The 15505-nt window shown below is 72.5% G+C and carries 11 protein-coding genes; 6 read left to right on the plus strand and 5 right to left on the minus strand.

Annotated features, from left to right (window positions below):
* Window position 1: 1 nt before the first annotated feature.
* The 3 genes from OG552_RS24715 (at window position 2) to OG552_RS24725 (ending at window position 7774) form a co-directional block, all read left to right on the plus strand.
* Complete coding sequence (locus OG552_RS24715) at window positions 2-3316, plus strand: type 2 lanthipeptide synthetase LanM (RefSeq protein WP_329136445.1); 3315 nt, start codon at window positions 2-4, stop codon at window positions 3314-3316.
* Between the two features lie 187 nt (window positions 3317-3503).
* Window positions 3504-5816, plus strand: coding sequence for a TOMM precursor leader peptide-binding protein (locus OG552_RS24720; RefSeq protein WP_329136447.1), 2313 nt, complete (start codon window positions 3504-3506; stop codon window positions 5814-5816).
* 431 nt (window positions 5817-6247) lie between these two features.
* Window positions 6248-7774 (plus strand): SagB family peptide dehydrogenase, encoded by a 1527-nt coding sequence (locus OG552_RS24725; RefSeq protein WP_329136449.1) that lies wholly within the window; start codon window positions 6248-6250, stop codon window positions 7772-7774.
* 8 nt (window positions 7775-7782) lie between these two features.
* Here the strand turns inward: OG552_RS24725 and OG552_RS24730 are convergent, their stop codons facing one another.
* Together OG552_RS24730 and OG552_RS24735 are read right to left on the minus strand one after the other, a co-directional pair.
* Entirely contained in the window at window positions 7783-8475 is a 693-nt protein-coding gene (locus OG552_RS24730) for a response regulator transcription factor (protein WP_329136452.1), read from the minus strand.
* A 52-nt stretch (window positions 8476-8527) separates the two neighbouring features.
* Entirely contained in the window at window positions 8528-8743 is a 216-nt protein-coding gene (locus OG552_RS24735; RefSeq protein ID WP_329136454.1) for a hypothetical protein, read from the minus strand.
* Between the two features lie 673 nt (window positions 8744-9416).
* Between OG552_RS24735 and OG552_RS24740 the strand changes: the two genes are divergently transcribed.
* Window positions 9417-10460: a LuxR C-terminal-related transcriptional regulator gene (locus OG552_RS24740; RefSeq protein ID WP_329136456.1), complete on the plus strand. Its 1044-nt coding sequence runs from the start codon at window positions 9417-9419 to the stop codon at window positions 10458-10460.
* Window positions 10461-10638: 178 nt separating this feature from the next.
* Here the strand turns inward: OG552_RS24740 and OG552_RS24745 are convergent, their stop codons facing one another.
* Complete coding sequence (locus tag OG552_RS24745) at window positions 10639-11112, minus strand: hypothetical protein (RefSeq protein ID WP_329136459.1); 474 nt, start codon at window positions 11110-11112, stop codon at window positions 10639-10641.
* 535 nt (window positions 11113-11647) lie between these two features.
* Here OG552_RS24745 and OG552_RS24750 point away from each other — a divergent pair.
* Entirely contained in the window at window positions 11648-12010 is a 363-nt protein-coding gene (locus OG552_RS24750; protein ID WP_329136461.1) for a hypothetical protein, read from the plus strand.
* A 211-nt stretch (window positions 12011-12221) separates the two neighbouring features.
* On the opposite strand, the gene OG552_RS24755 is transcribed toward OG552_RS24750, so the two are convergent.
* Window positions 12222-13346, minus strand: coding sequence for a GlxA family transcriptional regulator (locus OG552_RS24755; RefSeq protein WP_443071027.1), 1125 nt, complete (start codon window positions 13344-13346; stop codon window positions 12222-12224).
* Between the two features lie 587 nt (window positions 13347-13933).
* Between OG552_RS24755 and OG552_RS24760 the strand changes: the two genes are divergently transcribed.
* Complete coding sequence (locus tag OG552_RS24760) at window positions 13934-14533, plus strand: hypothetical protein (RefSeq protein WP_329136462.1); 600 nt, start codon at window positions 13934-13936, stop codon at window positions 14531-14533.
* A gap of 342 nt (window positions 14534-14875) precedes the next feature.
* Here OG552_RS24760 and OG552_RS24765 read toward each other — a convergent pair whose 3' ends face one another.
* A complete protein-coding gene (locus OG552_RS24765; protein WP_329136464.1) occupies window positions 14876-15337 on the minus strand; it encodes an RrF2 family transcriptional regulator in 462 nt (153 codons plus the stop codon).
* Window positions 15338-15505: the final 168 nt, after the last annotated feature.

Here is a 15505-nt window from a genome sequence, read left to right on the forward strand (position 1 = left end):
GATGACGCTCGACATCGAGGCATGGATGCCCGCCGCGGGCGCCGCCTCCCCCGGTTCCTCCCACCCGGGAGGACAACTGCTGCCGGACCTGCACCGAGGTGACGAGCGGCTGCGCGCGGTCGTCGCCGCGGCCGCGGCCTTCCCCGACCGGGCCGCCGCCGGCCCGCACACCGACGGCTCCCTCTTCACCGCCGAGCCCCCCGAGGACCGGGCCGCCGACAACTCCGTGCTGCGCACCTGGCTGCAGCGCGCGGCCGGCGACCCGCACAGCGCCGGCGTCCTGCTCGACCACCTGGCCGCCACCGACCGCCCGCTCGGCACCGGACTGCGCAAGGTCACCCTGCGCGACCCGGAGCGGCTGCCCGACTGGGCCCAGTCGCTCACCGCCTTCCTGCGCGCCCAGCCCGCAGGACCCGACGCGTCCACCGCCGCCGCGGGAGCACTCACCGCCTCCTTCCGCCGCGCCGCGGACGCCCTGCTGCCGGCCCCGTACGGCCGGGTCCTCGGCGTCCCCGTCGACCCGGCCGCCCTGGAGCAGATCGCCGGCACCCTCGTCGCCCGGCTCGCCGAGGCGTGCCGGCTCTCCTTCTGCCACGAACTCCAGGCCGCCACCGGCCTGATCGGCGCCGACGACTGGAACGGCCACAGCGGCCTCGACGCCTCCGCGCAGGGCTGGCTGGCCCGGCTGGAGCGGCTGCCGGGACTCGCCTACCTGGTCGGCGTGGTCTGCCGGAACTGGCAGCGCGTCACCCTGGAGATGTTCGCCCGGCTCGCCGCCGACCGCGCGATGCTGTCCGAACGGCTCTGGGACGGCGAGGACCCCGGAGCGCTCACCTCGGTCCGCGGCGACGCCGGTGACCGGCACGCCGGCGGCCACTCCGTCGCGCTGCTGCACTTCGCCACCGGCCGGGCGGTGGTCTACAAACCCAAGGACATGCGGCACGGCACCGCGTACATGGACCTCGTCGGCCACCTCAACCGCTACGCCGCCGCGCACCCCGACTCCGGACTGCTCGACCTGCACATCCGTACCGTGCTGCCCCGCAGCGACCACGGCGACGAGGGCCTGGGCGGCGCGCTGGCCGCCGACTGCGGCAGCGAGTACGGCTGGGAGGAGCTGGTCCCCGCCGACCCGAGCGCCGACCGCGCCGGCTTCGCCCGCTTCTACCGCAGGCTCGGCATGACCATCCGGCTGATGCAGCTGCTCGAAGGCCGCGACCTGTGGGCGGACAACCTGCTGGCGAGCGGTGAACACCCGGTGATCACCGACCTGGAGTGCCTGCTGTACCCGAGGGTCAGGACACCCCCCGCGCTCCCGGCCGGCCAGGGCGGACTGCTGGACCTGCTGGAGACCACCGTGGTGCGGACCGCCATGGCCGCCCAGCCGTGGGTGGCCGCCAAGGACCAGCCGGCCCTGGACATCGGCTGCCTCACCCGGGCCGGCGGCTGGGACGGCGACCCCGACGCGCCCACCTTGCCGCTGCCCCCGTACCGGCCGGTGCACCAGGGGGAGACCGCCGACCCGTGGCAGTACACCGACGAAGTCGTCGACGGCTACCGGGCGATGCAGCGCGCGCTGTACGCGATGCGGGATGAACTCGCCGACGAGGACGGCCCGTTGGCCGGCTTCCGCGGAGTCTGGGTGCGGTACATCTGGCGGCACACCTGGGACGGCTACAAGATCCTCAACGCCTCCAGCAGTCCGCTGGCCCTCACCGACGGCGCCACCCGGGAGACCGTGATCGCCGGGGCGCTGCGCGGCGCGGTCGCCGCCCGTGCCGGGGACCCGGCACGGGACGACCTGCTGGAGGTGGTCCTCTCCGAACTCGACTCCTTCCGCGAGCTGGACATCCCCTTCTTCCGTTCGCTGACCACCTCGTCGTCGGTCTTCACCGTCAACGGGCGGGAGATTCCCGGCCACTTCCAGAGCACCGGCTGGCGGCGGCTGATGGGCCGGGTCGCCGAACTGGACGGCTACGACCTGGACTGGCACACCGCGGTGCTCACCGGCTGCCTCGACGCGGCCCTCGGCGGCTCCGAACAGCGCGCGACCCCTCCCTTCGACGCGGCCGGCTTCGCACTGCCCGGCCGCGGCGAACTCCTGGCGGAGGCGGTACGGCTCGGCGACCGGATCCTCGCCGACCGGCATGTCACCGCGTCCGGCAGCGGCTGGATCGGCCAGAGCTGGTACCCGCTCACCGGACTGCGCCAGGTCGAGGTGCTGGGCGGGGTGGACCTGCTCACCAGCGGTGTCGGCGTGGCCCTCTTCCTCGCCGAGCTCTGGACCGCCACCGGCGAACCGCGCTTCCGGCGGGCCGCCCACGAGACGCTCACCGCGGCCGGCGCGCTGGTCGACCCCGGCGCACCCCACGCCTTCGCCTTCGCCACCGACGGCAGGCTCGCGCTGGGCGCCCCCGTCCCCGGCGGGCTGGCGGGCCCGGGCGCGCTCATCCACGCCCTCGCCCGCGGCGCCCAACTCCTGGACGAGCCCGGCTTCCTGGCGCAGGCCCGCGCCCTGGTGCCCGGCGCGCTGGCGCTGGCCCGCACCGCCGCGGGCGGCCGGGCGGTCCGGCCCGCCCCCGCCCCCTACCAGGACGTCCCGCTGGGCACCGCGGGACTGCTCCTCAACCTGCTGCGGCTGCGGCAGGCGCTGCCCGAGCCGGACGCGGCCACCGACGACGGCATCAGGGAACTCGCGGCCGCCGCTCACGACCAGCTCGCGGGGTCCCCCTCGCACCGCCACTGCACCGGCGCCACCCGCTTCCTCGACCTGGTGCCCGCGGGGCCCGACAGCCTGGCCGCCGCGCTCGCCAGAACCCTGGGCGAGGCGCCGGAGCTGCTGGCGCGGCCCGAGGCGGTACGCGAGCGGGTACGCGCGCACCGCTTCGCCATCACCCGCAGCGGGCGTCTCTCCTGCCTGGACGTCGCCGTGTCGCTGGGCACCGACGCGCTGGACTCCGTCCAACTCGGCCTGCTGGCAGCGCCGGTGGGGGAGGAGCAGGTGGCCACGCTCGGCACCCGTGAACTGGTGGCGACCGCCGGTGAGGCGCTCACCGCGGCGGAACTCGGCCTGGTCCACTCGCTCCCCGAGGACGCCAGGGCGCTCCTGCCCGGCCCCTTCTACGACGGCCGCGAGGCCGCCACCGCGCTCGTCGGCGAACTCCTGCGGCGCCGCGCCGTGACCGGCTCCTGGTACGGGGACCGCGCGGCGAGCGACCGCATCAACCTCGGCGTCCTCGACGGCGCCCCCGCCATCGGCCTCCTCCTCCTCCGCCTCCTCGACCCCTCCACCACCCCCCTCCCCACCCTCCGCTGACCCCGCCCGTTGCCTTTGGGAGGTGGACCCCGCGCAGTACGTGCCCCGTCAGGGGCGCGGGGAACTGCGCGACCAGCCCCCACCGGCCGGACGCCCGAACACAACCGCACCCACCCCGCAGCGCCCCGCAAGGCCCCGCAGGGCTCCCCACTCACCCCAACCCGTCCCCACGGGAGGAGGAACCGCCATGACTGAGACCCCCCTCACCCCCACCGTCGGTTTCAAGCGCCACTTCACTTCCTTCGTCGTCGACGGCGAAGCCGTCTACCTGGTCTCGGAACGCGGCGTCTGCACCGTCTCCGGCCGGCTCGCGCAGCTCCTCGCCCCGCTGCTCGACGGCACCCGCACCGCGGAGCAGATCGGCGCGGAACTGGCCGGGACCGTCCCCGGCGACCGGGTCGGCGGCGCCCTGGAGCAACTGGTCAGCGGCGGCTGGGTCACCCCGACCGACCCCACCGCCGACCGCGCCGCCGCCGCCTTCTTCGAAATGGCCGGGCTGGACGGCGACACCGCCCTCACCGCGCTCTCCGCGGCCACCGTACGGATCGAGACCTACGGCCACGTCGACGCGGCCCCCGTCGCCGCCGCACTGCGGGAGGCCGGCGCCGGAGAGGTGACAGTCGTCCCCGACCCCGCCGAACCCCCCACCGCCAAGCCCGACTTGGTGATCGCCCTGGTCGACGACTACCTGCACCCCGGACTCGCCGCCCGCAACCGCACCGCACTCGCCGACGGCATCCCCTGGCTGATCGCCCGCCCGGTCGGCTCCCTGCTCTGGACCGGCCCGGTCTTCGTCCCCGACCCGGCCGCGGCCACCCCCGAGGAGGCCACCGGCTGCTGGGAGTGCCTGGCCCATCGGCTGTCCGCCAACCGGCAGTCGCTCAGTTACCTCCAGCACCGGCTCGGCCACCCCGAACCGCTCTCCACCGCCGTCGCGGGCCTCGCCCCCACCGTGGCCACCGGCGTACAGCTCACCGCCGTCGAGGCCGCCAAGTGGCTGGCCGGCGCCCGCCCTCCGGCCGCCGCCGTCTTCACCCTGGACACGGTGACCCTGGAAGCCGAACGGCACCAGCTGGTCCGCAGGCCGCAGTGCCCCGCGTGCGGCGACGACACCCTGATGGCCCGCCGCCAGCTCCGGCCGGTCCGCTTCGAGCCCCGGCCCAAGGTCTTCACCGGCGACGGCGGCCACCGCTCGACCACCCCCGAGGAGATGCTGGAGACCTACCGTCCCCAACTCAGCCCCGTCACCGGCGTGGTCACCACCCTCGTCCCGGCGCAGAACACCCCGGACGGCCTGCGGGTGTACGTGGCCGGCCAGAATCTCGCCCGACAGGTCGGCGACCTGCGGCAGTTGCGCACCGGGCTGCGTTCGGTGAGCTGCGGCAAGGGCCGTACCGACGTGCAGGCCAGGGCCAGCGCGATGGGCGAGGCGATGGAACGCTACTCAGGTGTCCACCAGGGCGACGAGGCCCGGCGTACCGCCAGTTACCAGGACTTGGGCGACGCGGCCGTGCACCCCGCGACCTCGCTGCTCTTCAGCGACCGCCAGTACGAGGAGCGGGAGCGGTGGAACGCGCGCCGCTCGATGTTCAACACCGTGCCGGAGCGCTTCCGCGAGGACGTGCCGATCGAGTGGTCGCCGGCCTGGTCGCTCACCCAGCAGCGGACCCGGTGGCTGCCCACCATGAACCTCTACTACGGCTACCGGCACCGCTCGCCGTTCTTCGCGATGGGCGACTCCAACGGCTCGGCGGCCGGCACCTCGTTCGAGGACGCGGCCCTGCAGGGGTTCCTGGAACTGGTGGAGCGCGACGCGGTCGCCCTGTGGTGGTACAACCGCGTCAACCGCCCGGCGGTGGACCTGGACGCCTTCGGGGACCCGTACATCGACCGGATGCGGGAGGTGTACGCGGGCCTCCACCGCGAGATCTGGGCGCTGGACCTCACCTCGGACCTCGGGGTCCCGGTGGTCGGGGCGTTCTCGCGGCGCACCGACAAGCCGGCCGAGGACGTACTGATCGCCTTCGGCGCGCACCTGGACCCGCACATCGCGCTCACCCGGGCGCTGACCGAGATGAACCAGTTCCTCGCGCCGGTCGCCGGGCACGGCCCCGACGGCACGGTCACCTACGCGGGCGCCGACCACGAGCAGAAGGCGTGGTGGACCACGGCGACCGTCGCCAACCAGCCCTACCTGCTGCCCGATCCGGCCGCTCCCGTCACGGGGCCCGGCCGCTGGCCCACCCTGGCCGGCGACGACCTCGGCGCGGACCTCGCGCTGGCCCAGCGCCTCGTGGAGGAGCAGGGCATGGAGATGCTGGTGCTCGACCACACCCGCCCGGATGTCGGCCTCCCCGTGGCCAAGGTGATCGTCCCCGGCATGCGCCACTTCTGGGCCCGCTTCGCCCCCGGCCGTCTCTACGACGTCCCCCTCCGCCTCGGCTGGCTCGACACGCCCACCCCGGAGACCGAGCTCAACCCCATCCCCATCTTCATCTGACCCGACCGCCCACCGCCTCCGTCAGGTCCAACCCCGCCCCCGCTCACGGGTGTTGACCCGGGGCCGACCTCACGGAGACCAGGGCGCGTCCGGCAACCGCGCTCCACTCGTCCCCCATCCGCCACCGACCCCGTACGGAATCCCGTTCCGCCCGCCCGCCGGCCCCGTACCGACTGCCCGTTCCGCCCGCCCGCCGGCCCCGTACCGACTGCCCGTTCCGCCCGCCGACCCCGTACCGACTGCCCGTTCTGCCCGCCGACTTCGTACCGCATCCCGTTCCGCCCGGCGACCGCCGGCCCCGTACCGACTGCCGGCCGTCAACCGCCGGCTGCGGGCCGGTGCCGCCGGGCGCCAGGGCGGAACGGGCCGCCCGGCGCCCGCCGAGCCGACCGCAGGTCACCCCGCTTCACGCGACCCTTGAGAGGTGCGCCATGTCCGTGATCCACGACCTCCCTCCCACCTCGTTCACCGGGGCGGCGGACCCGCCGCGCCGGCTGCTCCGGCTCCGGCCGGACGTCATCGTCGAGCCGGACGGTGACGACGTCGACCTCACCCACCCCTGGGGCCGCCAGCGGGTGCACAGCCTGGGCGCCGGCGCCGTGGCCCGGCTCCGGCAGCTCGCCGAGCAGGACGCCGACGCCGAGGCGCTCGCCGCCGACCCGGACGGCAACCGGCTGCTCCGGCTGCTGGAACGCTTCCCGTTCCTGGTCGCCTCGGGCCTCGCCTCGCCGGACGGCGAACCGCTGGCCACCGCCGTCCCCATCGCGCGTTCCGCGACGCTTCCGGCGCCGGCCCCGGCCGCGCTGCCCGCGCAGACCACCGCCGTGCTCTCCCGGTTCGCGTACCTGCGCCGCCTGCCCGACGGCGAGTCCGGGGCCTGCGTGGTCGAATCACCGCTCGCCTCGTACCGGGTGACGCTGCACCAGCCGCTCGCCGGCGCCTTCGTCGCGGCCCTGACCTCCCCGCGTACCGTCGCCGAGGCCGCGGCCGTCGTCGGTCTGCCGGTCGCGGAGGGCGAGGCGCTGGCCGGGCTGCTCTCCGGCACCGGGTTCCTGGAGCCGACCGGGGACGAGGGCGCGGACCCGGCGCTCTGGGACTTCCACGACCTGCTCTTCCACTCCCGCAGCCGGGCCGGCCGGCACGACTACCTCAGCGGCGGCATCTTCGCGCACGCCGACCACCCCCAACTGCCCGCCGTACCCGGGGCGGGACCGCGCGAGGACGGCCCCGGCATCGACCTGCCGGTGCCGGACTGGGCCGAAGTGGTCGCGCACGACCCGACGTTCACCGAGGTGCTGGAGGGCCGCCGCTCGGTACGCGGCTACGGCGACGACCCGGTCACCGTCGGCCAGCTCGGCGAACTCCTCTACCGCGCCGCCCGGGTACGCCGGGTGATCCCCGGCGACCCCGATTCCCCGACCGCGTACGACGTCGTCGACCGCCCCTACCCGGCCGGCGGCTCCACCGGCGAACTGGAGGTCTACCTCTCGGTCGCCCAGTGCGAGGGGCTGGAGCCGGGCGTCTACCGCTACGACGCGGCGGCACACCGCCTTCAGCCGCGCCACTGGAGTGGCGCGGCTGACGAGGCGGCGTTCCGCGAACTGCTGACGGCGGCCTGGCGGGCGACCAACCGTACGGTCGAACCGCAGGTGCTGATCACGGTGACCTCCCGGTTCGGGAGGCTCTCCTGGAAGTACAGCCAGATCGCCTACGCGCTGACCCTCAAGCATGTGGGCGTGCTCTACCAGACGCTCTATCTGGTGGCGACGGCGATGGGGCTGGGCCCGTGCGGTCTGGGTTCGGGTGACACCGACGCGGCGGCGCGGGCGCTGGGGCTCGACTGGACGGCGGAGTCGTCGGTCGGTGAGTTCCTGATCGGCAGCCGCCCGGCCGGACCGGCCCTGGTGGGACGGGACTTCGCGGATGTGGTGGCGGAATCCAGGGGGACCATGGAGTGACCCGGAGGTCACAGCCAGCTGTTCTCCCGGGCGATCCGGATCGCGTCGCAGCGGTTGCGCGCGCCCGTCCGGCCGATCACGGACGACACGTGATTGCGTACCGTGCCCTGGGACAAGGAGAGTTCCCTGGCCACTTCGGCGATGCTGCACCCGTCGGCGACCAGGCGGAGTACCGCCAGCTCCCGGGGGGTCGGCCCGCCGGGCCGGGCGCGTACCGCGTCCACGACCAGCGACGGTTCGTACACCTGGCCTCCTGCGGCCAGGGTGCGGACCGCGCCGAGCAGGCGGTCAGGGGCCAGGTCCTTGAGCAGCACGCCGTCGACACCGTCGGCGAGCGCCCGTTTGACGTCGGCCGGCCGGGCGTACGCGGTGAGCAACAGCACCCGGGTCAGCGGGACATGGTCGTGGAGCTGTGACGCCACGTCCAGTGCCGGCGTGCCCGGCAGGTCCAGGTCGAGCAGTGCGACGCTGGGGCGTACCACCTGCGCGTCGCGCAGTACGTCGTCCCCCCATGCCGCTTCGGCGACGACGCTGAGGTCGGCCTCGCGGTCCAGCAGGGCGGCCAGCGCGGAACGGAAGAGGCGGTGCCCGTCGGCGAGCAGGACGGTGATCACCTCGGTGGGGGCCGCGACGTCCGGTCGGTGACCGGCCGGGACATCGTCCGGCGGGACCGCGGTGGCGACGGCCGTAGCGGTGGTCATCGTGATTCCTCCAGCAACTCGTCCATGACAGCGGTCCGTTGGACGCTGTCGCTCAGCCCCAGCCCCAGGTGTCGGGGTTGTTGGGGTCGGTCGGGGTCGGAGTGGGCTTCGGCGTCGGAGTGCCGCCCGTGCCGCTGCCGTCCGCCTGTACCTGTGCGCTCCGGCTGTGGGTGGCCGGCGCGGCGGCGTCGGCCACCGTGAGGGCGACCCCGCCGGCGGTGCTGAGCGAAAGAGCGGCAACGATGACAAATCCGGCGATTTTCTGCATGGCGATGCCCAATCCTCTCGGAACGCTTGGGTACTGGAGCAGAACGCCCATGACGGGTGTGCCCCCGGCGACTTCGGCCGGATCCGGAACTTCCCGGTGTCTCCTGCCGACACATTGAGCATGGCGGGGCGGAGTGACAGGTGTCAGCACTCGGAGGTGGCACCACCGTGCCCTGGCACCCTGGTGCCAGTCCGAACGGTGACACCCGAGGTCAAGTGGGGTTCCGGGGGCGCGAGTCGAGAGATGTTAAGGGACGGGCGCGAGCGAACTGGGCTGCCGAAAGTGTCGGGTTGTGCACAAAAGAACCACATCTCCGTCGATTTCTTTTCGAATATCCCGCTGCGGGCGCTAAGATCGGCGCGCATGTCATCCCCGCAGCGCAGCCCGGGTGGCCGCGACCGCTCGGCCTGTCGGAACGGTTTACGGTTTGGGGGCAGCTTCTGATGACCGCACCTCGTGGATGTCGTGAACGTGGTGGGTCCGGCGGACCCGCTGAACCCGGCCGGTCCCGTCGAGCCGGTGGACCGGGACGAGCCGGTGGGCCCGGCGGACCCGGTGGGCCCGGTGGGCGGACCGGATCAGGCGGACCGGACAGCGCGAGCGGCTCGGGCAGTACAGGCCGCTCGGGCAGACCCGGCGGGTCCCGCGGGCACGGAGCCGGGACGGGGCCGCGATGACAGAGACACGGCCGTTCGGCCTGGACACACTGTCGGAGTCCGTCTACCGGATGCTGCTCATCCACGCCGAGGACGGCCCCCCGCAGATCGCCGAACGCCTGGCCCGCCCGGAGGCTGACATCCTTGTCGCCCTGGAACGCCTGGCCGATCTGGCGCTGGTCCGCCCGCCGGGCGCCGCCGGGCGCTGGCGCGCGGTCAACCCCGAGGTGGGCCTGGCGGCGCTGCTGGCCCGCCAGGAGGCCGAGGCGGCCCGCCGCCAGTCGGAACTGGAGCGCAACCGCGGGGCGATGGCCGGTCTGATCGCCGAATACGCCCTGGTACGGCAGCAGTCACCGGCGTCCGGGGTGGAGATGATCTCCAGCCTCTACGACGTCCGCGACCGCCTGGAACAGCTCGCCGCCGAGGCCGTCGTGGAAGTACTCTCCTTCGCCCCGGGCGGCCCGCAGCCGGCCGCGGTGATGGAAGCCAGCCGCCAACTGGACCAGCAGAGCCTCGAACGCGGTGTGCGGATGCGTACCGTCTACCTGGACAGCGTCCGCAACGACCCGGCCACCGTGCAGTACGCCCAGTGGCTCAACGAACTCGGCGGCACGGTCCGTACGGTGCCGGCGCTGCCCCTGCGGATGATCATCGCGGACGGCTCCATCGCGGTCGTACCGCTCGACCCCGACGACCCCTCCAAGGGCGCGGTCCTCCTGCGCAGCCCCGGCGTCGTCGCCGCGCTCTGTGCCCTCTTCGAGCAGTTGTGGGAGCGGGCCAAACCACTCGGCGAGGCGAGCAGCCGCGACACCCACGGACTCACCGACCAGGAACGGCAGTTGCTGCGGCTGCTGGCCGACGGACTCACCGACGAACGGGCCGCCCAGCGGCTCGGTGTCTCACTGCGTACGGTGCGCCGGATGATGTCCACGCTGATGGCCCGGATGGACTCACGCAGCCGCTTCCAGGCAGGCATCAAAGTGTCAGCCCTGGGCTGGCTCGACGACGACCCACCCCCAACGCCCTCCCTCCCCTGGCACGCGGACCAGGCGGGCGTCTGACGACACCCGCCTGATCCCTGGCGCGGCGGCACCGCCGGCCTCCGGCGACCGGGAACGGTCCTCCGTATGACTGCGCCCCCCTCACCCCGCCCACTGAAACCGCGCGGATTGTCCGGCCGCGATCCGGAAAGCGCGGGCTGCCGTCCAGGGCTGGTGCGTCAGGGCGCTGATCGTGGATCTAGCCGCAGGCTATGTTGTTGATGTTGCGGATCACCGCCGCTCCGCTGGGCGGTTGGGTCTCCGCCGTAATGGAAACGCAGCCCGGAGAGACAATGCTCACCGGTCCCGCATAGGACGCGTAATCGCCATAATCGCTGTCGACGTTCGCGGTGTTTCCGGGGTCGATGATGGTGATACCCAGGTAGCCGGCGAAGCTGCCGGATCCGCCGGCGGCTGTGCGGACGTTGACCGCGCAGTTTTTCTGGGTCGACGCGTTCCAGTAGACGTACACGTCGCTTATCGTGACGCCTGCCGAATTCTTGACGAGCCAAGGGGCACCGCCGTTTATCGCGGTGCCCGCACATCCATATGCGCCGTTCGCCGCATGGGGAGCGGCGGCCGGACTCGCCGCACTTGCGACCGGCGCGGCGGCGACACCTGCCGCGGTGAGAGCCGCGACGGAGATGAATGCTGAGATTGCCTTGCGCTTCATCAATCTTCCTTCCGGGTTTTCCCGAGCCGCAGCGGGACTCTATGGCAATTGGCCAGGTGGCGCAAGGATTGGCTTTTCGATGCCGCGAATATCAATTTTTGAGAATCTTGCTGTCTATGTCCGCCGTACCCTTCGCGACGACAGGTCACACGGGCGGGATCAAGCCCCCACCTCAAGCTTGCTGCGACCCCTTCCCGGGAGCCTGGCCACCCACGACAAGGCCGGATCCAAAGGAATCACGGCAGGGCGCCATGCCTCGGCCAGGGAGACTTTTCGGCCACCAGTCGCGTTACGGCCCGTGCGATGGGAAGGATTCGCAGCGGAATCCCACCCTGTTCATTCCGCTGGAATTCTCTCTTCCGCTTTCCCGCGCCCAGGCCGATGAACGGATGGCGCCGCATTCAGTCTCCCGGGTGCATGCGACGAAGGGGGCGGTCACGGGGGACCACGGATGCGTCCTGCGGTGGGGGCAGCGGTGGCCCAACACTCCGTCGGGCAACCGGCGATGTCAGACCCGCGCCCTACCGTGGCGGACATGGGCTACGACGTATACATCACCCGGCGCGCGTCATGGTGGGCGGAAGAGGGCGCGCGGATCACCCCGCAGGAGTGGGAGGCCGTGGTCGCGGCCGACCCCGATCTGGAGATGGTCCAGGTCGCCCGGGCCACCCCACGCGGCCAGGACGCCGTGCTGGAGTACCGGAACCCGTGGCTGGCACAAATGGTCACGCACCCCGCCCTGGACACCCACGGCGCCTGGCTGGACTGGCGGGACGGACAGATCGTGGTGAAGAACCCGGACGACACCCTGCTGCGGAAGATGCGCGCCATAGCCGCCGGACTCCAGGCCCGTGTCCAAGGCGACGACGACGAGTTCTACGACGTCCAGGACGAATGAGCTCAACCGCCGCGACGGTTCACGCCCGGCTCGCCGCGTCCCCCGCGTGCGCGGCCGCGTGCCGCAGTGAACGTCAGGCGACCACCGCCCAGGCAGCGACGAGCAGCACGTGGAACCAGACGGCGACCCAGACGAACAGGTCCGAGCCGGTACGGGCGGCGAGGGCGCCGGTGCCGGTCACACACGCGCCGAGGGGGACGCGGGCGTGGCCCTACCCCCGCAAGGCGCCGCCGGCTGTCAGCTCCGCCGGGCCGGCGGGCGTCGCCCCTGACCCGGGTCCAGACTCAGCCAGCACCGCAGGTGCGCCCGCGTCCCGCACCCCCGTGGTGTGGAACCGTGCCCGGAACGCGCTCGGGGTCACCTTGAGATGCCGTACGAACGCCCTGCGCAGCGACTCCGTGGAGCCGAACCCGGTGCGGCGGGCGACCGCGGACAGAGGGTCGTCGCCGGTCTCCAGCATCGCCCGCGCCGCTTCCAGCCGGATCCGCTCCACGTACCGGGCCGGCGTCGTCCCCACCTCGTCGCTGAACAGCCGGGTCACCTGGCGGGAGCTGATACCGGCCCGGCGCGCCATGGCGGACAGGCCGTGGTCGGCGCCGGGGTCCTCCGCGACGGCGTCCAGCACCCGGCGAAGGGTCTCCTGGCGGGCGTGCGGAGCACGGGTACGTACGCTGAACTGCGACTGTCCGCCGGGCCGTTGCATGAAGACCACCAGGTCCTTGGCCACCGCGCGGGCCACTTCGGCCCCCCGGTGCTCCTCCACGGGAGCCAGCGAGAGGTCGATGCCCGCGCTGACCCCGGCCGACGTCATCACCTTGCCGTCCTGGACGAAGATCGCGTCGGGCTCGACCTCAACGGCGGGAAACCGCAGGGCGAGCTGACGGGAGTGCCGCCAGTGGGTGGCGGCACGCCGGCCGTCGAGCAGCCCGGCGGCGGCCAGCAGGAAGGCACCGGTACAGACGGAAGCCGTACACCGGGAGCGGGCATCGAGCGCGCGGACGACGTCCAGCAGCGCGTCGTCCTTGATCATCCGCTCCCAGCCGGGCCCGCCGGGGATCACCAGGACGTCGCTGGTCTCGTGCGTGCCGGTCTCGTACGTGCCGGTCGAGTACGCGCTGGTCTCGTACGCGCCGGTCCCGGACGTACCGGTCCCGTACGCGTCGTCGACAGCCGCGTCGACGCCGAGGCGGGTGCCGGCGGAGGTCGTCACCTCCTTGCCGTCGGCCGACACCAGCCTCAGCCGGTAGCGGCCACCGAACTCGTTGGCCGAGGTGAACACCTCGATCGGGCCGGTCACATCCAGCAGCCGGACCCCGGGAAAGACGAAGATCGTCACGAGGAGTGAGCCGCCTCCGGCCCGTTCGTGCCGCATCGGGTGCCTCCGGACCTGCCATGGGGGTGCGATCGACACCAAGCGTAGTCGGTTCGTAAAACCAACCGACCGGCCGGGCCGTCCGCGCGTGCGGGCGGAGCCTCGGGGCCGGCCCTTCCGTACCCGCGGCCGTCTCGGCGCCGGCGATCCTTGAGCGAGGCCCGCACATCGGTGGCGGAAAGCAGGTCGGCGCTTTGCGCGGAAATCCGGATGTGGGTACGGAGTCGCTTACACCGCTGAATCCCCGACCTCGGGAACACGGGAAATGCGCCGTTCGACGCCAAGGCCGGTCCGTCGTCATTATGTGAGCGCCGGAAAGCGGCTGTCCCGGCGTATCCGGTCGCGCACGTACAAAGGCGCGCGCCCGGCGGCCCGACTGATGACCGGCCCGAGCCCATTGGCACCCTATTTCCCGCGCAGCGCGACCGCGCGCATTCGAGGAGTTCAGCCGGACTTCGGCGCAACCGCGACGCATGGGGAGGGGGAACTGACCAGGCGTTTCCGTGATAGGGTCGTGGTAATTCGCAGGACGCCGAAAGAAGGGGAATGGCGTGAATACCGAGAAGGTTACGGCTCGACGTCTTACGGCCGAAGAAGTTGCAGAGTTGGGCCCCCAGGACGGCATCTTCGTCGCCGCGGTGACAGAAGGTCTTCCTCTCGACTGCTACGCCCCGGCCAACCTCACGAAGCCGGGCAAGAACTTCGAGGGAGGGTCCTTCACCGCAAGGACGATATTCGGTGACGAAACCCATCTTCTCCCGGACAGCGCCGAAGAGTCCGGAATCTGGATCGCCGACAAGGCGGGAGAAGAGATAAATGTCCTCCAGAGCGCCGGCGTCCTCCTGAACCTCGCCCTCTTCGTTCCCGGCGGGAACAGGGAATCCCTGGAGGCGCTCTACTCCGCCGCACGGGACGCGTTCGGCGCGGGGATCGTGCAGCGCTGGAGCGAGGAAGTCGTCGCGGTGCCGGAGGTCAAGGTCGACCTGTTCGAGGAGCCGGCCAGGGGCCGGAAGAGCGCGAGCGGCCAGAACCGTGACCGTCGCGCCTTGGACATCTACCCGACCCGTGTGCGGTTCCTGGAGCCCAGCGACGGCTGGAAGTTCATCGTCGAACCGCACCAGGAGGTCGTCGATGACACACCGACGATCTGACGCGACGGCCGCCTAGCGGCCCCACCGGTGCCACAACGCTCCTCCCGGTCACGCATGCGAGGGGCCATGGCAAACGCTGCCGGCCGAGCGGCTGCAATCGGCAGCTTCGCCGGACGCCCGGCTGGGGCCGGACCTCCAGCCGGGCGTTCCGCGTGGGCGGGTGTACCTGGTCGGCATGAAGTCCTACGGTCGCGCCCCCGCCTTCCTGGCCGCCGAACAGGCCGGCGGGTGCTGCGTGCCCGCGCTTGTCGCCCAGCTGCTGTCCCGCCGCCCGGCCGTGTCCCCCGGATCACCGGCTGGGGCCCCCACCCGCACGCCGTCCATGAACGCGTTCACGCGACACTAAGAGCGCTGGTCGTGGGTTTCGGCGAGATAGACGCTGGCGCGCTCCCGGACGACTTCGGGAAGGTCGCCGGAGGCCAGGTCGGAGAGCTTGGTGACTTCGAGGACCTCGCGCAGGCTGGTGCGGACCGCACGCCAGACGTCGGGGAGAGGCGCCGCGGGACCGGGGTAGCTCAGACCGGTGAGGCTGAGGTCACGGACGTTGGCGAGGGGGCCGTCGACCGCCCGGATGACATCGGCGAGGGAGATCTCAGCGGCGGGCGCGGTCAGAGCGTAACCACCCTCCGGGCCGCGAATGCTGTGGACGAGCCGGTTCACGCGCAGTTCGCGCAGAATACCGAAGAGAAAGCGGACCGGGATGTCCTGGCGGGCGGCCAACTTGTCCGCGGTGAGCGGGACATCGGAGGCGGCGAGTTCGGCCATCGCCCGCACCGCGTAGTCCGTCTTGGCTGTGATCCGCACAGGACAACTCTCTCATACCAGCGCCGTGGCGGCGCCGGGCAGCGTGAGCGCGGCCGACGCCTCGGACTTGACTTGAGTCCCGGTGGAGTACGACGGGATTTACCTCAACGGGCTTGCCCAGTGCAGGTAGTTCACTGAAATAGTGAAATCGCGGGTCATCGGCCCGCC

Source organism: Streptomyces sp. NBC_01476 (assembly GCF_036227265.1).
Classification (GTDB): domain Bacteria; phylum Actinomycetota; class Actinomycetes; order Streptomycetales; family Streptomycetaceae; genus Actinacidiphila.